A 21,115-nucleotide genomic window follows, 5' to 3' on the forward strand; every position below is an offset into this window, starting at 1 on the left:
TTATCTCCTCTCACCTAACAGAGAGTAACAGATTAACTATCTAACTGGTTTATGTAGCCCGGTTGAGCAGTATCGTCCGAAACCGGGCGTTCCGAACGAGACGAACGCCGACGAGGAGGAAACAATCGCATGGGCTCCACCACCGCACCGACGGCCGAATCGCGCTCGGAGGTCGACGACCTGTCCGAAGACGACGTCTTCGAGATGCTCTCCAACCGCCGCCGGCGGTTCGTCATCCACGCGCTCAAGCGCGCGGAGGAGCCGGTCGACGTGTCCGAGCTCTCCACGCACGTCACCGCGTGGGAGCGCGGCGTCGACCCGGACGCGGTCAAGTACGAGGACCGCCGGAACGTGTACAGCACGCTCCAGCGCATCCACCTGCCGAAGCTGGAGGAGAAGAACGTGGTCCGCGTCGACGAGGAGGCGAACCTCGTCGAGCCGACCCCGACGCTCGACGACCTTGACGTGTACATCGAGGTGTTACGCGGACGCGAGATACCCTGGAGCCTCTACTACTTCGGGCTCGCCGTCCTCGCGGGGCTCGTCCTCGTCGCTGTCGCGGTCGGCGTGCCGGGCTTCGCCGCGCTCGACGGGACCACCGCCGCCGTGTTCGTAGTCACCGCCTTCACCGTCTCCGCGCTGCTCCACTACCACTACGGCGAGCGCGCTCGGTTGGGGAACCTCGAAGAGCCGCCCGAACTGCGCGGGCGGGAAAAATAACTCGGGACGCGGTCTCCTCTGTTCGACGCGGCTACAGCTCGATCCGCTCCCCGATTTCGGGCGCGCTTGCCGCGAACCCGTCCTCGCGCAGGTCCTCTGCGAACGCCTCGCAGCGGTCGCCGTGGTTCACCAGCACGCGCGCGTCTCGATACGACGCCAGGAACGACTCCAACCCCTCTCGGTCGGCGTGCGCGGAGAAGTCGTACGACTCCACCCGCGCGCTCACGGGCTGAACCCGGCCGTTGAGTTCCAGCTGCCCGCGCTCTTGGAGCTCGCGCCCCGGCGTCCCCTCCACCTGATACCCCGTGAGCGTCACGAGGTTCGTCGGGTTCGTCCGGATCTCCGGCAGGTAGGTTTGGACCGGGCCGCCGGCGAGCATTCCGGAGGTGGTGACGATGAGCGCGTTCTCGGCCGCGATCCGCTCGCGCTGCCCGTCGCGGCCCGTGACGACCCGCGCGCGACCGACCGCCTCGCCGAACGCGTCCGCGTCGCGCAGGAACGACGGGTACCGCCGGAGCATCTCCGTCACGTCGACGCCCATTCCGTCCACGTACGGCGTGAGGTCGTTCGCGGCCGCGACGAGGAGCATCTCCTGCGTCCGACCGATGGCGAACGCGGGCGCGACGACCGTCCCGCCCTCCCAGATCGTTCGCTCGACGCCCTCGGCCCACGCCGACTCCACCGCGGCGCGGTCCTCGTGGGTCACGTCGGCGTAGGTGGACTCGCAGACCACCACGTCGGCGTCGGGTCGCGCGGTCGTCCCCGCGACCAGCCGCTGGTCGTCGGTGTGGAAGTCGCCGGTGTACAGCAGCCGGGTCTCCCCGTCGTCGACGAGGACGTGCGCGGAGCCCGGGATGTGCCCCGCCGAGAACAGCGTCACCTCGTACCCACCGCCGTCGATCCCGCCCGCGACCGGGAAGGCTTCCTCGTAGCCGTGCCGCTGCTCGGCCTCGCCCAGCCGCGCGACGTGTTCGGCGCCGAACGGACACAGCGGGCTGTTGCCGTGGAGCTTCAGCGTGTCCTCGGCGAGCGTCCGCGCGAGCTCCCCGGTCGGCGGCGTCCAGTGGACCGGCGGTCGGCGGTCGCCCTTCAGCAGCGCGGGCACCGCGCCGACGTGGTCGAGGTGGCCGTGCGAGACGACGACCGCGTCCGGCTCCGGGTCCCGCACCGGGTACCGCGGCGGGTCCGCCGTCATGAGCCCGTAGTCCACGAGCAGCGCGTCGTCGACGAGGAGGGCGCTCCGGCCGACCTCGCGGGCGCCGCCGAGGAACTCCAACTCCATCGGCGAACCGTAGCCGCCCGCGGCGTTAGTGTCCGTCGGTCGGGTCGCCGGGCGAAGACCGAATCGCCCCGACCACCGGTGCCGGCCCGACGACCCAGACCCACGCGGCGAGCATGAGCGCCCCCGGAAGCTCGGGGAGCGCGAGCCCGGTCACGGGCCACCACCCGGCGGCGAACGTCGCCCAGACGGCGACGTGGACCGGGGCGAACGCGAGCGCGACGCGGCCGGTCAGCTCGTCTCGCCTCACCCACCCGTCGACGGCGAACACCTGCGTTATCAGTCCGTAAAACCCGATCGCCGCCGGTCCGTGGAGCGGCTCGGTGAGGTCGAAGACGCCGACCCCGGCCATCGCGACCATCGACAGCGCGAGGAGGAGCGCCCGGAGCGGGCGACCGGTCCGTCCGAGGCCCGCGGCGTAGCAGACGCCCGCCGCCCCGCCGCCGATCAGCCCCCAGTTGAACGCGGCGGCGCTCCCGTCGCGGACGCCCAGGTCGGAGAGCGCGTCGGCCGTCCACGAGAAGGTCGGATCGAGGAGCACCGCGAGCGCGATGCCGCCGAGCGCCGAGAGCGTCGCGACGGCGCCGAACGCGGCCGCGAAACGCCCGAATTCGCCGACTTCGGGAGAACGAGAGTCCGCGTCGGTGCCGGCCCGACCGTCGGCTGAGGAGGGCGCGGAGGGCGCCATCGACCGCGGTCAGTCGAGCCGCTCGGCCGCGTCGCGCTGGACCAACGGGTCGGCGTTCTCGACCGGGAGGGAGACGACGTCCTCGCTCGCGAGTTCGTACTCCCGCTCGTCGACGCCGAAGATGGCCCCGACGTCGCGGGTGATCCGGACGGTCGCCCGTTCGGTCCCTTCGGCCGGGTCGGCGTCGGCGGTCGTCGGCGAGTCGGCCGCCGGCTCGCCGGCCGGCGCTCCCTCGGGCACCGCTCCGCCGTCCGTCGTCGCGTCAGCGGTCGATTCCTCGTCGGCGTCGCCCGCGGGAGTCCCGTCGGGCTCCTCGTCGACGCCGACCGCTCCCGGAGGCGCCGGATCGGGCGGCACCGGCGTCGGCTCGTCGCCGTTCGCCCCGGTTCCTTCGGCCGGCTCCGATTCGGAGGGATCCGGGCCGCTCTCGGTCGGCTCGGGCGGCGTGGGCGGAGCGTCGGCGGACGGATCGGACTCGCCGCCGCCCATCGCACCGGCGAGCGCGTCCGAGGCGGCGGGGCCGTCGGCGGCGTCCGCCACCTCGGTACTCGGATCCGTCGGCTCCGCGCCCGTCGGGGACGCATCGGTTTCGGATGTCGGGTCGCTCGGCGTCGGGTCGCGCGACCCCGCGGCGTCGGGTGCGGCAGCGGTCTCGTCGGCGATCTCGTCGGTGGTCTGGGAATCGTCCGGGACCGGCGACTCGCCCGCGAGCACGTCGAGGACCTCGGACTTGTTCGCGGTGATGCGCTCGACGAGGTCGTCGAACAGCCGGCGCTCCTCCGTCGTCATCCCCTCCTCGTCGACGGACATGTCGGCGGCGGCGAAGGAGGCGAGCTTGACGACTTTGCCCACTCGGCGCTCGTACAGCGCCTCGGCGACCTCCTCGGCGGTCTCCACCTCGTCGGAGAGCCGGCGGACGTCGTCGTCCGCGAACGGGTTCTCGACCTGCTCGGCACGGCGGTCGCGCGCGGCCCGCAGGTCCGCGACGTACGCGCCCACGTCGTCGTAAAACGAGTCCCGCAGGTGCTGGAGGCTGTCCTTCCGGCGCTCCTTCGCCTGCGCGGACCGGAGTTCGTCGAGGTTCATCTATATTCGGTCATCGTTCGGGGGCTTTCCGCGCCTCGCCGCGGGCCATCAGGAAGGCTCCCGCGAACTCGGGCACGGTGTTTCTACCGGATTCAACTCTGACGCGCTCGCCGTTTAATTCTACCGTCCGATCCGCGTCCGTCTCGATCCGGATCTCGCGGCCGACGAACCGGTCCGGGACCGCGTCACGCAGGGGGTCGAAGTCGTCGATCTCGTCGCGGTCGAGCGGCGTGACGACCAGGGCGGAGCCGCCGTGGAGCGTCCCCGGCAGCCGGATGAGCCGCCGGGTGTCGGTGGTCACCGGCTCGTCGATCGGCGCGGCGTCGGCGGCGGCGACGCGCGAGGCGAGCGCGGAGACGAGCCGTCGCACGCCCGGGCCGCCGGCCTCCACGTTGCCCTCGCGGACCGCGGTCGGGTTCCGGTCGAACGCGCCGAGGATCGTCTCCGCGCGCCCCTCGCCGATGCCGTCCAACTCCATCAGCTTCTCTCTCGCGTCGTCCTCGTCCATCTCGCGGAGGTTGTCGGCGTAGTTCACCAGTTCCTCGTGGACGCGCGCGCCCCACCCGCCCTCCGTCCGGAGGACGCGCTTCGTCGTCCCCCGGTCGGAGACGGTGCGGATCAGGTTGTCGGTGTCGAGGTCGATCGCGCGCACGTAGTCGACGATCTCGCGGCGCGCCTCGCTGTCCAGCTCCCGCACGCTCTCGTCGCGGACGTGGACGTGGTAGCCGCGGCCGCCGGAGAAGACGACCGTCACGTCCTCGAACGCGAAGTCGTCGTCGATAAAGTCCAACAGCCGCAGGAGGGCCTCTTTACACGCCGCCAGCATCTCCGGGTACGAGGTGGTCTCGGGGTCGACGCCGGGGAGGTGGTCGGCGTCTAGGTCGAAGACGAGGTCGGCGTTCCGCCACCCCTTCTGCCCCATCGTCGCCGCGCCCGGATCGTCGTAGCGCGCGGCCGAGAAGTAGGCGTGGCGGGGGGCGTTGTCCGCGAAGAACGTGTCGACGTCGCCGAGGTCGAACAGCGACTGGTGGCGGACCATCGTCGTCCCCGACCCGGGGGTCCACGGGATGTGGCCCCACTCGCGGAGGTTCGCGTCGGGCGGGAGCGACAGCGAGACCGACCGGTAGTAGTCGCCGAACCGCCCCCGGAGGTACTCGCGGGTCCGCTCGTCCATCGTCTCCTCTCGTACCCGCGGTCGACGTATCAACGTTACCGTTCGCCCGCGACCGCGACGCCACTCGCTTTTTAAATAATCAGGGCGGTGGCGCGTGCCTGCGAGCGGCCGGAGCGAAGCGGAGGCCGCGAGTCGCACGCGCGAGGGAGTCGGGCGCTCCGAGGGCGACCGAAGGGAGCCCGAAGGACGCGCCCGACGAGGCTGGGGAGGTGTGAGGTGCTGTGCGGTGCGGTGGGGGATGGGACTCGAAGGGGCAGCCGGGAGGCGAGCGCAGGCGACGCGAGCACCACAGCGAGTGAGCGGAGCGAACGAGCGAGGAGCGCGGCGAGCGTGCGCCCGCCTCCCGGCTGGGGCTTCGGTGGTGTGCGTGTCGGTCGGTAATTTATAGGAAGTATCGCCGCACAGCCGAGCGGTTGGGGCTCCGGGGGATGGTCACCGTCAATTTGCCGTCGCCTATTTATAAATGAACATCGCCGATTCGACGGCGACCACCACGTCTCGGCCACAACACTATCCGAGACGGCTCCGTACCCCTTCGCATGCGCTCCGAAGAGGAGGTCAGAGAGCAGTACGAGTTCCTCCGCGAACAGCTGGACGACGAGGAGATGAGCCACCGCGGCGTCGAGGAACTGTTCACGCACTACAAGCGCGCGCTCGGGTGGGTGTTAGAAGAGGAACATATGTGAGCGACGTACGACACGTTTATCACTCCCTACGCTGTACGATCGGGTGACGCTTCGTCTGGAGGGCCGAAGCGTCAGCGGGGACCAATCGGCAGGCCCGACGCGGCTTTTTTCCGCGCCGGGCGTGCCTTCTTCCGACACTCGACCGCGCAGCGCTCAGCTTCTCGTGTCGCCCCCGAGCGAACGCGCTTCCCGCGATCTCGATTCCCGCGATCCCGACCGACGGGTCGCCGTCCTCGCGTCCGCATACGTATCAGACGCCGAAAACGACGTCCGACCGCGGGGAGTATAATTTCGCTTCGCGTGCGAGTTACGGAACTGACAGAACGGAGGCGTCTGTTACGGGGATGTAGGGCCCGGTGCGTGGTCGTACGTGGACTGATATAACGGTATATTTATTTATTCTCGACAGGTATGTATTAGCAGTTGTATGTACGACCTCACAGGTTTTCAGCGAGACCTGCTCTACGTGATCGCGGGGCTCGACGAGCCGCACGGGCTGGCCATCAAGGAGGAGCTCGAAGAGTACTACGAGAAGGAGATCCACCACGGCCGCCTCTACCCGAACCTCGACACGCTCGTCGAGAAGGGGCTCGTCGAGAAGGGCCAGCGCGACCGCCGCACGAACTACTACACGCTGACCCGCCGCGGGCGCCGCGAGATCGAGGCCCGGACCGACTGGGAAGCCGAGTACATCGAGCACTGACCCGGCCGCCCGCCGATCCCGCACCCGGTCGATAGCCCCGCCCGTTCCGTTCTTTCTCGCTCCGTTCTGCTCGTTTTCCGGCCGTCGACGCGCCGCCGCGAACGGTTGGATTCAAGTCCGCCCCGGGGGAACCCGGTCGTATGCAACCGGGAGATCGCGTCCGCGTCGAGCGCGGGGGCGTCACCAACGAGGGCGTACTGCTCCCCTCCACGACGCGCGACCACCTCGTCGTCAAGCTCGACGGCGGTTACAACGTCGGTATCGACCGCGATGAAGCCGACGTCGAGGTGCTGGAGTCCGGCGTCCGCGAGGTCGACCCCGCGGCCGACGACGGCGGCGACGCCGCCTCGGAGATCACCTTCGACGAGGACCTGCCGACCGTCTCGCTCATCTCGACCGGCGGGACGATCGCCTCCACCGTCGACTACCGGACCGGCGCCGTCACGGCCCAGTTCGACGCCGAGGACGTCCTCCGCGCCGTCCCCGAGCTCGCCGGCCGCGCGAACTACCGCGGCCGCGTCGTCGCGAACATCCTCTCGGAGAACATGGAGCCGTCCATCTGGCGCGACCTCGCCGACGCGGTCGCCGAGGAGATCGAGGCGGGTGCCGACGGCGTCGTCGTGATGCACGGCACCGACACGATGCAGTACTCCGCCTCCGCGCTCTCGTTCATGCTCGACGCGCCCGTGCCGGTCGTGTTCACGGGGAGCCAGCGCTCCGCCGACCGCCCCTCCTCCGACAACGTGATGAACGCGGTGTGCGCCGTCGAGGCCGCGAAGGCCGACCACGCCGAGACGCTGGTGTGTATGCACGCGAGCCCCTCCGACGACGCCTGCGCGCTCCACCGCGGCACGCGCGTCCGCAAGAACCACACCTCCCGCCGGGACGCCTTCGAGACCGTCGGCGCCGCGCCCCTCGGCCTGATCGACTACGAGGCCGCCGCGGAGGCGGGCGCCGAGGGCGACGCGGCCGACGCCGCGATCGAGTGGCGCCGCGAGCCGCTCCCGCGCGGGAGCGCGGCGCAATCGGTCGACCTCGCGCCCGACCTCGCTCCCGACGTCGAGCTCGTCAAGTTCACGCCCGGGATGGATCCGGCGGCGTGGGCGTACTTAGACGAGAAGGACGGCGTCGTGATCGAGGGCACCGGGCTCGGCCACGTCCACACCGACCTCATCCCGCGGATCGAGGACCTCGTCGAGGGCGGCGCCGTCGTCGCGATGACGAGCCAGTGCCTCGACGGGCGGGTCTGCGACCGCGTGTACGACACCGGCCGCGACCTGCTGGACGCGGGCGTCGTCGAGGCCGGCGACACCCTCCCCGGCACCGCGAAGGTGAAGCTGATGTGGGCGCTCGCGAACCGCTCCGACCCCGCCGAGGCGATGGGCCGCGACCTCGCCGGCGAACTGACCGAGGAGTCGCGGCCCTGGGGATGACGGGAGCTGGAGGCGAGTTCGACGTCGTCGTCCGCGAGGCGCGCCCCGCCGACGCCGACGCGGTCTCGGCGTTCACGCGGGACACCTGGGGCGAGCGCCACGAGGACTACATCCCCCGAGTGTTCCCGGAGTGGGCCGCCTCCGACGACCCCGACCGCGGCACCTTCGTCGCGACGCTCCCGCCGGAAGCCGCCGAGGCCGGCGACCTCGACGGCCGAGAACCGGGCGACACCCACGTCGAGGGCGAGGGCGACGGCGCCGCCGACGCGGGCGCCCCCGAGGCGGTCGTCGGCTGTATCCAGTCCGTGCTCCTCTCCGAGTGGGAGGCGTGGGGACAGGGGATCCGCGTCGACCCCGCGGCGCGCGGCCACGGCGTCGGCACCGCGCTCTCGGAGGCCGCGCTCGACTGGGCGCGCGAGCGCGGCGCGACCGTCTGCCGCAACATGGTGTTCTCGTGGAACGTCATGGGGCTCGGCCAGTCGCGCGCGGTCGGCTTCGAGCCCGAGACGGAGTTCCGGTTCGCGGAGCCGGAGCCCGACCCGGACGCGCTCGCCGCCGCGACCGCGGACGCCGCCCCCGCCGACGGCGACGCGGTCGTCCCCCTCGACGATCCCGACCCTGACGCGGCGTGGGCGTTCTGGAGCGACAGCGACGCCCGCGGCCGCCTGCGCGGGCTCGCGCTCGACCCCGGCGAGTCGTGGGCCTGCTCGCAGCTCACCCGCGAGCGGCTCGCGACCGCGGCCGCCGAGGACCGGCTGCTCGCGGTCGCCGACGCCGACGCACTCTCCGGGTTCGCGGTCCGGACCCGCGTGACGGAGCGCGAGGTCGACGGCGAGACGACGCGGACCGCGACGTACGGGACCGCCGCGTGGCGCGACGTCGACGCGGCGGGCGCGCTGTTCGACGCGGTCGCCGCCGACGCCGCCGCGGCCGACGCCGACGGCGCCCGCGTGCTGATCCCGGAGACGGCCGAGCACGTGAGCGACGCCGCCGCGAACCGCGTCGCGGTCGCGGCCGAGCCCGACTTCGTGCTGTGCGCGGACCTCTCCGGTGGGCGATGACCCTCTTCGGCGCCGCCCTCCCGTGGTCGCTCCCGCTCACGCTCGTCATCTACGGCGTGGTCGTCGCCGCCGCGGTCTGGATCTACCGCGACGCGAGGGCGCGCGGGAGCCGCTACGCGGCCCTCTGGGCGCTCTCGACGCTCCTCTTCACTATCGTTCCGGTGCTCGCGTACCTGTACCTCCACCGCGACGCCGGCCCGTCGCGGTAGGCGACCGCGACGAGGGCGAGCCGAATGCTCCCGGCCGCTTATGTGAGACGACCCGAAACGACCGACGGATGCCCGCCCTCCCCCTGCCCGACCGCCTGCGCGCGCTCGGTCGCGGCCGCCGGCCGCGCGCGCTCTCGGTCGCGGTCGCCAACCTGCTCCCGCTCGTCGGCGTCGTCGCGCTCGGCTGGAACGCGGCCGCGCTGATGACGCTGTACTGGTTCGAGCTCGGGATCGCGTCCCTCTGGGCCGTCGTCCGCGCGCTGTTCGCCGGGCGCCCCTCCGAGATCGAGCGCGAGGTCCTGCTCTCCGGCCCGCTCGCGCAGCGGCGGCTCGGGCTGTCGATCCCGCGGACCGACCTTCAGGTCCGGTTCTCCTCGCTGCTCGTCCTCCCGATCGCCGCGCCGATCCTCGCGGTCGTCTGGGGGGTCGTCGGCACGCTCACGGTCGGCGTCGTCGTCGAGGAGGGGACGGTCCCGACCGTCGTCGACACGGTCGCGCTCGCGACGCTCGCACTCTTCGTCGGTGAGGGGGCGACGACGCTCGTCGAGTACTTCGGCCGCGGCGAGTACCGCGACCACAGCGCGCAGACCGCGCTCACGGGCGTGTTCGCCCGCGGTGCGGCGGTATTCCTCGGCGCGCTGTTCACCGTCACCGTCGTCGCCGTGGCGACGCTCGAAGGCGACACGCCGATCTCGGCGCTCGACCCCTCCGCGATCGGACTCCCCCTCCTGCTCGGGATCGTCGCGGTGAAGGCCGCGTTCGACCTCGGGGGGCTGTACGGCGACCGACTGGCGGCCTTCGACGAGTCGCAGGCGCTCGACCTGGGCTTCTCCTACGACCCGCCCGCGGCGGAGCCCGTCGACGGCTCGCTCGCAGCGCCGGTCGAGACGGTCCGCCAGCCCCCTCGCGCGCGGATCGCGGGAGCGCTGACGACCCCGCTCGGCCACCCGGGGCTGTGGTACCTCGCCGCGCTCCCCGCGCTCGGCGCCGCGCTGTTCGCGATCGGCGGGAAGTGGGGCGCCGCCGCCGCCCTCGCCGCGGCCGCGGTCGCGCTCCCGCTCGTGCCCGCCGCGATCGACCACGAGCTCCGGCACGGACTCGTCGAGTACCGCGCCGGCGACGACGCGCTGGTCGCCCGCGACCGCCTGTCCGGGGCGACGCTGTGGCGCGTCGAAGCGTGGGACGAGACCGACCTCCGGGTGGAGCGAAGCGGACTCGACCGCCGACTGGACACGGAGACCGTCGCCATCGAGCTCCGCGACGACGAGTACCGGATTCCGGGTGTCGCCGACCCCGAGCCGATACTCGACGTCTTCGAGCGGCGGCCGGACCGGCCGGACGGTTAGCTCGGACCGCCGCCGCCTCCCCCTTTGTCCCGCCCGTACAGCGGGTGCGCGTCCCCGACGAGGCGCTTGAACGCGAGGATCACGGCGGCGTGGAAGGCGACGAGGACGGTCACGCTCGCGACGATGATCGCCACCTCGGCGGGCGTCGAGAGCAGGCCGAGCGAGACGATGAGCGTCGTCGCGCACGCCGGCGGGTGGACCCAGTCGGTCGCGATCATCGCCCAGCTGGTCGCCACGAGCGAGAGGACCGCGCTCGCGGTCAGCCGGAACCCCGCGGGGGAGAAGGCGGGCGGCGTCGCCGTGAGCGCGGCGCCGTCCGCGATGACCGTCCACGCCGCGAGCCCGGTGACGCCGCCGATCAGGTGGCTCCCGACCACGCGGACGGCGCGCTCGCGCTCGCTCCGGCGGTCGAACGCGAGCACGAACGCCGACGGGCCGAGGCTCGGGAAGACGAACGGCTGGCCGGTCGCCCACGCCACCAGACCGAGAACGGTGAACAGCAGGCCGGCGTAGACGCTCGTCCCGAGGCGGCGGCGCATTGCGACCCGGTCGGCGGGCGACTCACAAATGCCCGGCGGATCGGAGAGCGGCGCGCCTGAGGCCCGGCGGATCGGAGAGCGGCGCGCCGGCCGACCGGCGGACGGAACGCCGCCGCTTCGCGACCCCACGCTATCGCTCGCGATAGCCGAACCCGAACGCCTAATTGGTCCCGTCTCGCCCGTGGGGACATGTTCGCGACGCTGCCGGACCTCCTCCGACTGCTCGTCGTCCCGGTCTTCGCGTGGGCGGCGATCCGGGACGTCCGGACCCGGCGCCTCCCGAACCGGCTGTGGCCGCCGCTGTACCTGTTCGGCGGGCTGCTTCTGGTCTGGGAGGCCGTCTCGCTGTGGCCGTTCGCGGGGTTCGACGGGCGGGTGTTCCTCGTGCGGGCCGCGATCAGCCTGCTGTTCGTCGCGCCGCTCGGCTACGCCTTCTGGTACCTCGGCGCGTTCGGCGGCGCCGACGCCAAGGCGATGATCGCGCTCGCGGTGCTCTTCCCGACGTTCCCGGCCTACGAGGTCGGCGGGGTCGTCCTCCCGCTCGTCGACACCGACGTCGGCGTGTTCTCGCTGACGATCCTCACGAACACGGTGCTTCTGGGCCTCGCGTACCCGGTCGGACTCGCCGCGCTCAACCTCGTCCGCGGCGAGGCCTCGCGGAGCATGTTCTTCGCGCGCCCGGTCGCGACCGACTCGCTGCCCGACCGGCACGGTCGATTGTTCGAGGACCCGGACGGCCCGACTCGGAGCGGTCTCGACCTGGACGCGCTCCGGATGTACCTCCGCTGGCGGGGATTCACGCTCGCGGAGCTGCGGGCGATTCCCGACGACTGCCGCGACCCCGATTCGGTCGGCGAGACGTTCAACCCGACCGACGGCGGCACTCACGTCGGGCCGCGGACCGACGGGGGACGCGCGGTCGACGCGGAAGCCGACTCGACGAGCGACGCGGAGGCGGCGGAAGGCGCCGCCGGCGACCGCGACCTCGGCGATCCGTGGGCGGCCGAGCGCTTCCTCGACGACATCGATCACGGGGCCTACGGCACCGACGCGGCGACGCTCCGCGACGGCCTCGACGTCGTCGCCCGCGCGGACCGCGTGCTGGTCTCGCCCGGGATGCCGTTCGTCGTCCCGATGGCGGTCGGCCTCGTCGTCTCCCTGACGTTCGGCGACGCGCTGTTCGCGGTGCTCGGCGCGGTCGGGCTGGTGTGAGCCGACGGGACGAGCGTATTTATAAATAGAACCGCGGTGGCGCGCGAGCGACCGAGTGAGGACCACAGCGAGTGTGCGCCCGCCTCGCGACTGGGGCTTTGAAAACAATCGCCCTACCAAGAGCGATTTATAAACGACTGAGTGGGGAACTCGGGGATTCTCTGTCCGGCTTCGCGAGTCGCTATTTATATATGACCGACGACGGCCTCGGCTTAATTCCCGGCCCAGACGTCGTCCGCGGCGAGGACGCGCGTCCCGACCGGCCGCTTCACGAACTCGCCGAGGTCGCGGCCGACCAGGTCGCCGACGCCGCGCTGGGCGGCCACGTCGAGCAGCCGCTGGTCGACGGTCCCGTCGACGACCACGGCGTGCGGCGCGGGCTCTGTGCCCTCGACCGCGTCGAACGCCTCCGCGGCGTCGACCTCGCTGAGAACCTCGAATCCGTCGTCGAGGAGCCGCGCACGGCCGGTCTCCCCGTCGACGACCTCGTCGACATGCGCCGCCATCGATCCCGGTTCGTCGGACTCGCCGTCGCGCTCTGTCCCGGCGGCTTCGTCGCGGTCGGCTTCGGCGCACTCGTCGGATTCTGATTCCAGATCGGCGTCCGTGTCGGGTTCGACGGTTGAGGCCGCGTCGGTGTCGGGCGTCGAGTCGAGCTCGTCCTCGTCGGTCGGCGTCGACTCCGGCTCCGGCGCTTCGCTCGTTCCGTCGGCCGGGGGCGGATCGCCGGTCTCGGTCGCCGCGTCGCGCGCTTCGGACCCTTCGGACTCTGACGGTTCGGACTCGTCCGATTCGGTCTCCGGCTCGATATCGGGCGAGGCGGCCGACCGGGTCGACGGTCCGGCCGAGTCGTCGTCCGAGGAGTCGTCCGGGACCGCCCCGCCGTCGCCGACGCGGGCGACCGACCCGGGGTCGTCGCCGTCGGCGATCTCCTCGTCGCTCGCTGCGGCTCGGAGGTCGGCGGCGTCCGCGAGGCTGGCGTACGGCACCTTCCCGCGGAGCGCCTCGAAGACGGCGTCCCGGTCGAGGTCCTCGACGGACTCGCCGGGCGGCGCGAACGCGACGTAGTCGACCTCGCCCACCTGGGCGAGCTCGCGGAGGATGAGCTCGCCGCCGCGGTCGCCGTCGAGGAACGCGGTGACGGTCCGGTCGGCGGTCAGGTCGGCAACCGACTCCGGGACGTTCGTCCCCTCGACCGCGACGGCGTTCTTGATCCCGCAGTCGAGCAGCGTGAGCACGTCCGCGCGCCCCTCGACGACGATGACGGCGTCGGAGTCGCCGACGCGGGGGCCCGCCGGGAGCCCCTCGTAGTCGACGATGCCCTCGACGCGCGCGGCGTCGCGCACCTCGTCTAACACGTCGCTGCTCGCGAGGCTCGTCTCCTCGAAGCCGCCGGCGATGAGCTCCTTGGCGCGCTCGACGACCTCGCGGCGCTTGGCCGCCCGCACGTCCTCGATGCTCGTCACCTCGACCGAGGCGTGACAGGGACCGATGCGATCGATCGTCTCCAGCGCGGCCGCCAGAATGGCGGTCTCTACTTTGTCCAGGCTCGACGCGACGGTGACCTCCCCGAACGACTGGCCGTTCTCGGACTCGACGGAGACGTCGATCCGGCCGACGCGCGAGGACTCCTGGAGGTCGCGGAGGTCCAGCTCGTCGCCGAGCAACCCCTCCGTCTGGCCGAACACCGCCCCGACGACGTCGCTCCGCTCGACGACGCCGTCGGCCGCGATGGTGGCGTGTATCAGGTATTTTTCTGTGTCTTTCATGAGTGGTGAATGGTGATGTCGGGCGGTAGCGCCCGTCCGTGTATGGTTGCGCTCCTCGCGGAAAATAGCTATCGCCACGCTCCTCCGCCGGGGATTATTGAAGAAAATTTCTCTTCAACACGCATTTTCGAATCTATTCGACAACTCTTAGTACACATAGACGTACCATTATCCCACATGACGCGTTCACGCAGCGATCTCGTGTGGATACCGACGTTCGCAATCCTCGTCGCGTTCGCGGTGCCGTGGCCACTGTGGGGGGTCGACCGCGTCGTCGCGGGGCTGCCGGTGTGGATCTGGTGGCACGTGGCGTGGCTCGGGCTGTGCGCAGTCCTGTTCGCGCTGTTCGTCCGGAGCGGCGCGTGGGAGCGCGGGATGGGGCAGCGACCGGGCGACGATGCTGCGGGCGTCGACGCCGCGACTAGCGGCGACCCGGTAGACCCAACTGGGGGTGACCGCCGGTGACGCTCGGCGTCGTCGTCGGGTACCTCGTCGTCGCGCTCGCGCTCGGGCTGGTCGCGTACCGCGTCTCGGAGACGACCGCCGAGGACTACTACCTCGCGAGCCGGTCGATCGGCACGCTCGTGCTGCTGTTCACGACGTTCGCGACCCTCCTGTCCGCGTTCACCTTCTTCGGCGGTCCGAACCTCGCGTACGCGGCGGGCCCCGAGTGGCTGATCGTGATGGGGACGCTGGACGGGGTGCTGTTCGCGGTGCTGTGGTACGTGATCGGCTACAAGCAGTGGCTGATCGGCGCCCGCAACGGTTACGTGACGCTCGGCGAGATGCTCGGCGACCGGTTCGGCTCGACCGGGCTGCGCGCGCTGGTCGCCGCCGTGAGCCTCCTGTGGCTGTTCCCGTACGTGATGCTCCAGCAGATGGGCGCCGGCGAGGCGCTCGTCGGGCTCACGGACGGCGCGGTCCCCTACTGGGGCGGCGCGGCGCTCATCACGGCGTTCATGATCCTCTACGTCGCCGTCGCGGGGCTCCGCGGCGTGGCGTGGACGGACACGCTCCAGGGGCTGTTCATGCTCTCCGTCGTCTGGCTCGCGGCCGCGTGGGTCGTCTCGGCGCTCGGCGGCGTCGGCGCCGCGACCGAGGGGATGCTGGCGGCCCGGCCCGAGTTCGGGTCCTTCGGCGGCGGGACCTACTCGGTCGGGTTCATCGTCTCCACGGCGATCACCATCGCGTTCGGGGTGACGATGTTCCCGCAGATCAACCAGCGGTTCTTCGTCGCGAAGTCGGCGACGACGCTGAAGCGGTCGTTCGCGTTATGGCCCGTGCTGGTGCTGCTCCTCTTCGTCCCCGCGTTCATGCTCGGCGCGTGGGCGGCGGGCACCCCGGTGACCGTCCCGGAGAACGCGAACGTGCTCCCGGTCGTGTTGAACGAGTACGCGCCGACGTGGCTCGCCGCGGTCGTCGTCGCCGGCGCGATGGCCGCGATGATGTCCTCGTCGGACTCGATGCTGCTCTCGGGGTCGTCGTACTTCACCCGGGACCTCTACCGCCCGCTGATCGACGCGGACGCCTCCGAGCGCCGCGAGGCGTGGATCGCGCGGATCGGCGTGGCGGCGTTCGCGGCGCTGGCGTTCGTCGCGAGCCTGTTCCGCCCCGGGACGCTGATCGAGGTCGGCGACACCGCATTCTCCGGGTTCGCACTGCTCGCGCTCCCCGTGATCTGCGCGCTCTACTGGCCTCGGACGACGCGCACCGGGATGATCGTCGGCGTCGCGGTCCCGCAGGCGATCTACCTCGCGGTGGTGCTTTCCGCGGTCGTCGGCGCCGTCCCGACGCTGCCCCGTACCGTCGCCGGCGGCTGGGACGTGGCGCTCGGGCTGATGGTCCTGTCCGGCGTGCTCACGGTGGGCGTGTCGCTCGTGACCGCGCCGAGCGAGGAGAGCGACGCCTCGCGGTTCGCGGTGGCCGGGGACTGAGTCCGGGCTCACACGGCGGCCGCCGTCGGGGACCCGGCTCCGACCTCAGTCGTCGCGCAGGAACCGGAGCGTCTTCGGGTCGGGCTCGTCGTAGTACCGCTCCAGCGCCGTCCCGAACGGTTCGGACTCGTCCGCGACAGCGTCGAACAGCGTCATCGACGACCGGAACTTCAGATCGTCCGGCGACCCGAACACTTCGTGCGCTGTCCGTCCCTCCAGGGCGTTGACGATCTCCGTACACTCCCGTAGCCGCGGCCCCAGCGTCGGGTGTGCGAGGTACGCGCTCGCCTCCTCGCGGGACCCGATCGCGTAGCGCCGGGAGGTCCGGCTGCTCCCCAACCCCTCGACCTGCGGGAACACGTACCACATCCAGTGGCCGCGCTTCCGTCCCGATCGCAGCTCCTCTTTGGCCGACTCGATTACGCCGGCCTGCGCTTCGACGAAGCGGTCGAGGTCGTGGGGGTTGCCGTCGGACATCTCGTCGGGCGACGTTCCCGCCGATCGGAAATAAATCCGGGTGCCGGACCGCCGGGTCTCGGCGTCTCGAACTCGACCGCGTCGGTTCCCACCGCGCCGAACCCGGCGAAAGCCAAAAGACCGCCTCGCCCCGACAACGCGTATGAACGAGCCCGGCACCGAGGGCGTGCTGTTGGACCAGGCGACGCTCCGCGGTCGGCTCGACGACGCGCCGCCGTGGCTCCGCGAGCACTACCGCACCTTCCGGGAGTCGATGCTCGGCGAGCGCGACGGGTCGCCGTTCCCCTGCTACTTCGGCATCGAGGCCGAGCGCGAGGGGGACCTCCTGTACGCCGCCTGCGAGTCGACCACGGACCCGGCCGCGCTGCTGCGGCTGCGCGACGTCCTCCTCGAATACCTCGACGCGTACCCGGACCACGCCGACCGCGCGCCCCTCGCTGTCTTTTTCAAGCCGCCGGCGGGCGACCGCGGCGAGGCGCACTACCACGAGCGGCTCTGGAACGTGCTGGAGTTCCTCCACGTCCACGACCCGGCGCCGTGGCCCGACGACATCCCGACCGACCCGGACACCCCGCGCTGGGAGTTCTGCTTCGGGGGCGAGGCGCTGTTCCCGACCTCGCGCGCGCCTTTCTACGACGAGCGGAAGAGCCGGTACTCGCCCGTCGGGTTGGAGGTCACCTTCCAGCCGCGCGCCGTTTTCGAGGGGATCACGGCCGACACCGAGGCCGGCGAGCGCGCCCGCGAGACGATCCGCGGCCGGATGGGCGACTACGACGGGGTCTGCCCCCACGCCGACCTCGGGGACTGGGGCGCCGAGGGCGACCGGGAGTGGAGACAGTACCTCTTCCGCGAGGACGACGACGCGAGCCCCGACGCCTGCCCCCTGTCGCCGACCCGCGAGCACCCGAAGGCGCCCGCGTCACTGCTCGAACGCGGCGCGTGGCGGCGGTTCGCGGGCGACGCCGACGCGAGCGATCACGACGCCTCCGTCACCGCGGGGCTCGGCGATGACTGACGACCCGGGGGCCGACGACGCGGCGCGCGCCGCGACCGTCCCCGACGACGCCGTCCTCCTCCTCGTCGACTTCCAGACCGGCTTCGACGAGCCGGGCTGGGGCGAGCGCAACAACCCCGACGCCGAGGCGGTCGCGGCCGCGCTCCTCGACCGCTGGCGCGCGACGGACCGCCCCGTCGCGCACGTGCGGCACGCCTCGACGGAGCCTGACTCGCCGCTGCGTCCGGACGCCCCCGGCTTCGCGTGGAAACCGGAAACCGCGCCCGTCGAAGGCGAGCCGACGTTCGAGAAGTCGGTCAACGGCGCGTTCCTCGACTCCGGGCTCGACGAGTGGCTCCGGGGAGGAGGTCACGACTCGCTCGTCGTCTGCGGGCTGACCACCGACCACTGCGTCTCGACGACGACGCGCGAGGCCGAGAACCGCGGCTACGACGTGCGCGTCGTCACCGACGCGACCGCGACGCACGCCCGCGAGACACCCGACGGCGAGCGGATCGACCCGGAGACCTCCCACCGCGTCGCGCTCGCCCACCTGCGCGGCGAGTTCGCGACCGTCGTCGAGAGCGCGGAGCTGCTGTCGGCGGTCTGACTCGACTCGCCCGCGCTCAGTCGTCGGCGGCGTCCGCGGCCTCCGCGTCCCCGCCGCTCGCGCGCTCGGCGGCGTTCGCGAACATGCCGCGCCGCGCCGTGTACAGGAAGTACGCGCCGAGGCCGAGGAAGCCGACGACGTTCGAGGCCGCGACCGCCCAGAAGACGGCCTCGACCCCCCAGCCCAGCCCGGGCGCCACGGTGACGCCGAACGCGCCGAACGTCGTCGCGACGGGCACGGCCGCGACCGCGATCGGGAACCGGATCGCCCAGTACTTGATCAGGTCGGCGACGAAGGAAGTCCGCGTGCGGGAGGCGCCGTTGAACCCGGCGATCAGGGTGTAGGTGCCGCCGAGCGCCCAGTAGGAGGTGCCGAGGATCCGGAGGTACGTCACCGCGAGGTCCCGGCCCGTCGAGGTGAGGTCGGGCGCGATGAGGCCCGCGATATCGCCGGCGAACAGGAACTGGATCGCGCCGAGCGCGAGGAACCCGGCGACGACCATCCCGGTGCCGACGGTCGTCGTGCGGCGGGCGCGCTCCGGGGCGTCCGCGCCCAGGTTCTGCCCGATCATCGACTGAGCGGCCTGCTGCATCCCGAGCGCCGGGACGATCGCCAGCGTCGCGACCCGCGCGCCGATCGTGTACGCGGCGACGCCCGCCGCGCCGCCGGCGACCGCGACGAGGCCGACGACGAGGACCCGGACGAGCTCGCTCACGCCGCGCTGGCCGCCGAGCGGGAGGCCGACGGAGACGACCTCGCGGGCGGTCGCTAGGTCGAACGCGAACGCGTCGCGGGTGAGCCGGAAGGTGTCGCGGCCGATCCCCGCGGCGTACCCGAGGATCCACAGGAGGCCGGCGACGCCCGCGAGCGCGGTGCCGAGCGCGGCGCCGGCGACGCCGAGCCGCGGGGCCGGACCGACTCCGAAGATGAGCACCGGCGCGGCGACGAGGTTGACCAGGACGCCCACGAGGCTCACGTGGAACACCGCGCGCGTGTCGCCGTACGCCGTGAAGCAGTTCTCGACGGTGTCGCCGACCGCGCCGACCGGGAGGACGGCGACCACGATCGCGAGGTACGTCGCCGTCGTTCCGGCGAGCGCCGGGTCCGCCCCGAGCAGCGCTACCACCTCCTCGGCGTAGACGACCACCGGGACGGCGACCGCAGCGCTGACCGCGAGCGCGACGAGCGCGCCGTTGACCGCGACGCGCCGAGCGCCCGCCTCGTCCTCGTCGCCGGTGCGCTGCGCGACGAGGACCTGGGTGCCGACCGCGCCGACCACGGCCGTCGCGCCGAGCAGCGACTGGACCGGCAGGCTGAGGCCGACCGCGGCGACCGCGTCCTCGCCGACCCGGCCGAGCCAGAACGTGTCCACCAGCGCGTTGACGACGTACACGACGTTCTGCGCGACGAGCGGCGCGGCGAGGACCAGCAGCACCCGCCCGACCGGCCCGTCGGTGATCGCCTCGCGGTCGACGTCCAGCATCGAATTGTTACGTCCTAGTGTCGGCAAATTAAAAATATATTGGTGACGAAACCCTCGTCGCGCGGGACGGCTCGTCGGCGTCCTCCGCGTCCGTCGCCGGCGTCCTCCCCGTCGTCCGTGCCGATGACGGCCCGCTTCGACCGTTCGCGAACGTCGCCGCGCGCCGCGAAGGGAAACCTCTTAATGGACTACACACGGAGTTCGTGGTATATGAGCAACGGCGACGACGACCCGGCGGACGCCTCCGAGGAGGCCGACGCCGCGGACGACGGCGGGGACGCCGGCGAGTCGGCGGAGACGGCCGCCCCGACGCTCCCCGATGACGCGACCGAGGAGTCCCTGAACGAGTACCTCGACGAGATCGCCGACCGGCTCGAGGCCGCCGAGACGGAGGCCGACCTCGACGACGTCGAGGCGCTCTTGGACGACGCCGAGACCGGCATCGCGGAGGCCGACCTCCCCGAGCCGGACGAGGACGACGAGGACGCCGACGACCCCCGCGGCGACCTCGAGGACCGCGTGGCGGAGCTCCGGGAGGGCGTCGAGGAGGCCCGCGGCCCGTACGGCGACGACGTCGTCGACGCGATCGAGACCGCCGCCGGGCGGGTCGAAGAGACCGAGTGGACCGAAGACGGGCACGACGACGTCGCGGCCGCCGTCGCGTCGTTCGTCGACGCGGCCGCCGACGCGATCGACGACGCGGCCGCCGACGCGATCGACGAGGCCGACGAGGACCCCGAGGCGCTGCTCGACGAGGCCGCGGACGGCGAGGAGACCGCCGCCGCGCAGCCGACCCCCGTCGACCAGCTCACCGCGGCGCTCGACGCCGTCGCCGCGGCGGTCGCCGAGGCCGGCTTCGACGCCGACGAGGACGCGGACGTGATCGCCGCGCTGCTGGCGGCGACGGACGACCTGGAGGCCGCCCTCGACGACGCCGAGGAGTGGGACGACCTCGAGACCCACGAGCAGCTCCGCGCGCAGGGGTACTACGACGTGCTCGGCCACTACAAGGACTTCCCGGTCGAGTGGGCCGCGCTGAAGGAACACGAGGCGCAGGGGAACGTCGACATGATCCTGCTCGCGCTCGACTCGCTACAGTCCGAGTTCATGGAGCGCCACTGCTTGGAGGCGTTCGAGCGGATGGGCAAGCGCGGTAAGACCGAGGCGTCCGTCGAGGAGATCCTCGGCCGCGCCGAGAAGCGCGACCGGCCCGCGATCCGGATCCTCGGGAAGATGGCTGCCGAGGAGGCGACCGACACCCTCGTCGAGTACGTCCCCGAGGACTCGAACCCGCAGCTCCAGAAGGCCGTCTTCAAGGCGCTCGGCGAGATCGGCGCGCCGGAGGCCGTCCAGCCGCTCGCGGACCAGCTCGACCCCGACGGCGACACCGACGACCTCGTCCGCCCCCACGCCGCCCGCGCGCTGGGCCTGATCGGCGACACCCGCGCCGTCAAGCCGCTCGCCGACGCGCTCGAAGCGCACCCGTCCGACGACGTCCGCGCGGCCGCCGGCTGGGCGCTCCGCCAGATCGGGACCCGCGAGGCGCTCGAAGCGGTCGCCGAGTACGCCGACGAGCGCTCCTTCGTCGTCTCGACGGAGGGTGAGAAGGCGCAGCAGGCGCTGGACGAGACCGAGCCCGCCCCGACGGCCTGAGGCGCGCACTCCTCCCCCCTCGCGGCGGTCGCGAACCCTTTTATCTGATACCGCCGCCA

Annotated in this window: 21 protein-coding genes; 13 read left to right on the forward strand and 8 right to left on the reverse strand. The window is 72.0% G+C overall.

What is annotated here, in order from left to right; translation table 11 throughout:
- Positions 1-129 precede the first annotated feature (129 nt).
- The gene (locus tag CPZ01_RS09995) at positions 130-720 is read left to right on the forward strand and encodes a DUF7344 domain-containing protein (protein WP_096394637.1); all 591 of its coding nucleotides are present in this window, start codon (positions 130-132) and stop codon (positions 718-720) included.
- Positions 721-751: 31 nt separating this feature from the next.
- Here CPZ01_RS09995 and CPZ01_RS10000 read toward each other — a convergent pair whose 3' ends face one another.
- Genes CPZ01_RS10000 through priS form a run of 4 tightly spaced genes read right to left on the reverse strand, consistent with a single transcriptional unit; the run spans position 752 to position 4,947 of the window.
- Positions 752-2,002 (reverse strand): MBL fold metallo-hydrolase, encoded by a 1,251-nt coding sequence (locus CPZ01_RS10000; RefSeq protein ID WP_096394639.1) that lies wholly within the window; start codon positions 2,000-2,002, stop codon positions 752-754.
- 25 nt (positions 2,003-2,027) lie between these two features.
- A complete protein-coding gene (locus CPZ01_RS10005) occupies positions 2,028-2,687 on the reverse strand; it encodes a DUF998 domain-containing protein (RefSeq protein ID WP_096394641.1) in 660 nt (219 codons plus the stop codon).
- Between the two features lie 9 nt (positions 2,688-2,696).
- The gene (locus CPZ01_RS10010; RefSeq protein ID WP_096394643.1) at positions 2,697-3,773 is read right to left on the reverse strand and encodes a hypothetical protein; all 1,077 of its coding nucleotides are present in this window, start codon (positions 3,771-3,773) and stop codon (positions 2,697-2,699) included.
- Between the two features lie 10 nt (positions 3,774-3,783).
- Positions 3,784-4,947: a DNA primase small subunit PriS gene (gene priS, locus CPZ01_RS10015; RefSeq protein ID WP_096394646.1), complete on the reverse strand. Its 1,164-nt coding sequence runs from the start codon at positions 4,945-4,947 to the stop codon at positions 3,784-3,786.
- Between the two features lie 539 nt (positions 4,948-5,486).
- Between priS and CPZ01_RS15455 the strand changes: the two genes are divergently transcribed.
- The 6 genes from CPZ01_RS15455 (at position 5,487) to CPZ01_RS10040 (ending at position 10,385) form a co-directional block, all read left to right on the forward strand.
- Complete coding sequence (locus tag CPZ01_RS15455; protein WP_172863951.1) at positions 5,487-5,633, forward strand: hypothetical protein; 147 nt, start codon at positions 5,487-5,489, stop codon at positions 5,631-5,633.
- Between the two features lie 427 nt (positions 5,634-6,060).
- On the forward strand, positions 6,061-6,336 hold the full coding sequence (locus CPZ01_RS10020) for a PadR family transcriptional regulator (protein ID WP_004597247.1): 276 nt from the start codon (positions 6,061-6,063) through the stop codon (positions 6,334-6,336).
- A 140-nt stretch (positions 6,337-6,476) separates the two neighbouring features.
- Positions 6,477-7,769 (forward strand): Glu-tRNA(Gln) amidotransferase subunit GatD, encoded by a 1,293-nt coding sequence (gatD, locus tag CPZ01_RS10025; RefSeq protein ID WP_096394648.1) that lies wholly within the window; start codon positions 6,477-6,479, stop codon positions 7,767-7,769.
- Positions 7,766-8,830 carry a GNAT family N-acetyltransferase gene (locus tag CPZ01_RS10030; protein ID WP_096394650.1) on the forward strand — a complete coding sequence of 355 codons (1,065 nt, stop codon included), beginning with the start codon at positions 7,766-7,768 and terminating at the stop codon, positions 8,828-8,830. Before gatD ends, CPZ01_RS10030 begins: the two co-directional genes overlap by 4 nt.
- Positions 8,827-9,039: a hypothetical protein gene (locus CPZ01_RS10035; protein WP_096394652.1), complete on the forward strand. Its 213-nt coding sequence runs from the start codon at positions 8,827-8,829 to the stop codon at positions 9,037-9,039. Before CPZ01_RS10030 ends, CPZ01_RS10035 begins: the two co-directional genes overlap by 4 nt.
- Before the next feature lie 68 nt (positions 9,040-9,107).
- Positions 9,108-10,385, forward strand: a complete 1,278-nt coding sequence (locus tag CPZ01_RS10040) for a DUF6498-containing protein (RefSeq protein ID WP_096394654.1) — start codon at positions 9,108-9,110, stop codon at positions 10,383-10,385.
- Here CPZ01_RS10040 and CPZ01_RS10045 read toward each other — a convergent pair.
- Entirely contained in the window at positions 10,382-10,924 is a 543-nt protein-coding gene (locus tag CPZ01_RS10045) for an HPP family protein (RefSeq protein ID WP_096394656.1), read from the reverse strand. The genes CPZ01_RS10040 and CPZ01_RS10045 overlap by 4 nt on opposite strands.
- Before the next feature lie 189 nt (positions 10,925-11,113).
- Here CPZ01_RS10045 and CPZ01_RS10050 point away from each other — a divergent pair, with 189 nt between their 5' ends.
- The gene (locus tag CPZ01_RS10050; RefSeq protein WP_096394658.1) at positions 11,114-12,136 is read left to right on the forward strand and encodes an A24 family peptidase; all 1,023 of its coding nucleotides are present in this window, start codon (positions 11,114-11,116) and stop codon (positions 12,134-12,136) included.
- Positions 12,137-12,348: 212 nt separating this feature from the next.
- Here the strand turns inward: CPZ01_RS10050 and dnaG are convergent, their stop codons facing one another.
- The gene (gene dnaG, locus CPZ01_RS10055) at positions 12,349-13,905 is read right to left on the reverse strand and encodes a DNA primase DnaG (RefSeq protein WP_096394660.1); all 1,557 of its coding nucleotides are present in this window, start codon (positions 13,903-13,905) and stop codon (positions 12,349-12,351) included.
- Between the two features lie 177 nt (positions 13,906-14,082).
- Here dnaG and CPZ01_RS10060 point away from each other — a divergent pair, with 177 nt between their 5' ends.
- Together CPZ01_RS10060 and CPZ01_RS10065 are read left to right on the forward strand one after the other, a co-directional pair.
- Positions 14,083-14,370 carry a DUF3311 domain-containing protein gene (locus CPZ01_RS10060; RefSeq protein ID WP_096394662.1) on the forward strand — a complete coding sequence of 96 codons (288 nt, stop codon included), beginning with the start codon at positions 14,083-14,085 and terminating at the stop codon, positions 14,368-14,370.
- Complete coding sequence (locus tag CPZ01_RS10065) at positions 14,367-15,839, forward strand: sodium:solute symporter family protein (protein WP_096394664.1); 1,473 nt, start codon at positions 14,367-14,369, stop codon at positions 15,837-15,839. Before CPZ01_RS10060 ends, CPZ01_RS10065 begins: the two co-directional genes overlap by 4 nt.
- A 45-nt stretch (positions 15,840-15,884) precedes the next feature.
- Here the strand turns inward: CPZ01_RS10065 and CPZ01_RS10070 are convergent, their stop codons facing one another.
- Positions 15,885-16,316 (reverse strand): DUF1810 domain-containing protein, encoded by a 432-nt coding sequence (locus CPZ01_RS10070; protein WP_096394666.1) that lies wholly within the window; start codon positions 16,314-16,316, stop codon positions 15,885-15,887.
- A 142-nt stretch (positions 16,317-16,458) separates the two neighbouring features.
- On the opposite strand from CPZ01_RS10070, the gene CPZ01_RS10075 reads away from it, so the two are divergent.
- Together CPZ01_RS10075 and CPZ01_RS10080 are read left to right on the forward strand one after the other, a co-directional pair.
- The gene (locus tag CPZ01_RS10075; protein ID WP_096394668.1) at positions 16,459-17,331 is read left to right on the forward strand and encodes a YqcI/YcgG family protein; all 873 of its coding nucleotides are present in this window, start codon (positions 16,459-16,461) and stop codon (positions 17,329-17,331) included.
- A complete protein-coding gene (locus CPZ01_RS10080; protein ID WP_096394670.1) occupies positions 17,324-17,920 on the forward strand; it encodes a cysteine hydrolase family protein in 597 nt (198 codons plus the stop codon). The genes CPZ01_RS10075 and CPZ01_RS10080 overlap by 8 nt, the downstream gene beginning before the upstream one ends.
- Before the next feature lie 16 nt (positions 17,921-17,936).
- Here CPZ01_RS10080 and CPZ01_RS10085 read toward each other — a convergent pair whose 3' ends face one another.
- Positions 17,937-19,403: an MATE family efflux transporter gene (locus CPZ01_RS10085; protein ID WP_096394672.1), complete on the reverse strand. Its 1,467-nt coding sequence runs from the start codon at positions 19,401-19,403 to the stop codon at positions 17,937-17,939.
- Between the two features lie 210 nt (positions 19,404-19,613).
- On the opposite strand from CPZ01_RS10085, the gene CPZ01_RS10090 reads away from it, so the two are divergent.
- Complete coding sequence (locus CPZ01_RS10090; RefSeq protein ID WP_096394674.1) at positions 19,614-21,056, forward strand: HEAT repeat domain-containing protein; 1,443 nt, start codon at positions 19,614-19,616, stop codon at positions 21,054-21,056.
- The last annotated feature ends 59 nt before the right edge of the window (positions 21,057-21,115 follow it).

The organism is Halorubrum trapanicum, assembly GCF_002355655.1.
In the GTDB taxonomy this organism is placed as follows: Archaea; Halobacteriota; Halobacteria; order Halobacteriales; family Haloferacaceae; genus Halorubrum; species Halorubrum trapanicum_A.

Bases quoted from the DNA above. Each gene is read 5' to 3' on its own strand.
- CPZ01_RS09995 (WP_096394637.1), top strand. From the start codon at position 130: ATGGGCTCCACCACCGCACCGACGGCCGAATCGCGCTCGGAGGTCGAC.
- CPZ01_RS10000 (WP_096394639.1), bottom strand. From the start codon at position 2,002: ATGGAGTTGGAGTTCCTCGGCGGCGCCCGCGAGGTCGGCCGGAGCGCC.
- CPZ01_RS10005 (WP_096394641.1), bottom strand. From the start codon at position 2,687: ATGGCGCCCTCCGCGCCCTCCTCAGCCGACGGTCGGGCCGGCACCGAC.
- CPZ01_RS10010 (WP_096394643.1), bottom strand. From the start codon at position 3,773: ATGAACCTCGACGAACTCCGGTCCGCGCAGGCGAAGGAGCGCCGGAAG.
- priS (WP_096394646.1), bottom strand. From the start codon at position 4,947: ATGGACGAGCGGACCCGCGAGTACCTCCGGGGGCGGTTCGGCGACTAC.
- CPZ01_RS15455 (WP_172863951.1), top strand. From the start codon at position 5,487: ATGCGCTCCGAAGAGGAGGTCAGAGAGCAGTACGAGTTCCTCCGCGAA.
- CPZ01_RS10020 (WP_004597247.1), top strand. From the start codon at position 6,061: ATGTACGACCTCACAGGTTTTCAGCGAGACCTGCTCTACGTGATCGCG.
- gatD (WP_096394648.1), top strand. From the start codon at position 6,477: ATGCAACCGGGAGATCGCGTCCGCGTCGAGCGCGGGGGCGTCACCAAC.
- CPZ01_RS10030 (WP_096394650.1), top strand. From the start codon at position 7,766: ATGACGGGAGCTGGAGGCGAGTTCGACGTCGTCGTCCGCGAGGCGCGC.
- CPZ01_RS10035 (WP_096394652.1), top strand. From the start codon at position 8,827: ATGACCCTCTTCGGCGCCGCCCTCCCGTGGTCGCTCCCGCTCACGCTC.
- CPZ01_RS10040 (WP_096394654.1), top strand. From the start codon at position 9,108: ATGCCCGCCCTCCCCCTGCCCGACCGCCTGCGCGCGCTCGGTCGCGGC.
- CPZ01_RS10045 (WP_096394656.1), bottom strand. From the start codon at position 10,924: ATGCGCCGCCGCCTCGGGACGAGCGTCTACGCCGGCCTGCTGTTCACC.
- CPZ01_RS10050 (WP_096394658.1), top strand. From the start codon at position 11,114: ATGTTCGCGACGCTGCCGGACCTCCTCCGACTGCTCGTCGTCCCGGTC.
- dnaG (WP_096394660.1), bottom strand. From the start codon at position 13,905: ATGAAAGACACAGAAAAATACCTGATACACGCCACCATCGCGGCCGAC.
- CPZ01_RS10060 (WP_096394662.1), top strand. From the start codon at position 14,083: ATGACGCGTTCACGCAGCGATCTCGTGTGGATACCGACGTTCGCAATC.
- CPZ01_RS10070 (WP_096394666.1), bottom strand. From the start codon at position 16,316: ATGTCCGACGGCAACCCCCACGACCTCGACCGCTTCGTCGAAGCGCAG.
- CPZ01_RS10075 (WP_096394668.1), top strand. From the start codon at position 16,459: ATGAACGAGCCCGGCACCGAGGGCGTGCTGTTGGACCAGGCGACGCTC.
- CPZ01_RS10080 (WP_096394670.1), top strand. From the start codon at position 17,324: ATGACTGACGACCCGGGGGCCGACGACGCGGCGCGCGCCGCGACCGTC.
- CPZ01_RS10085 (WP_096394672.1), bottom strand. From the start codon at position 19,403: ATGCTGGACGTCGACCGCGAGGCGATCACCGACGGGCCGGTCGGGCGG.
- CPZ01_RS10090 (WP_096394674.1), top strand. From the start codon at position 19,614: ATGAGCAACGGCGACGACGACCCGGCGGACGCCTCCGAGGAGGCCGAC.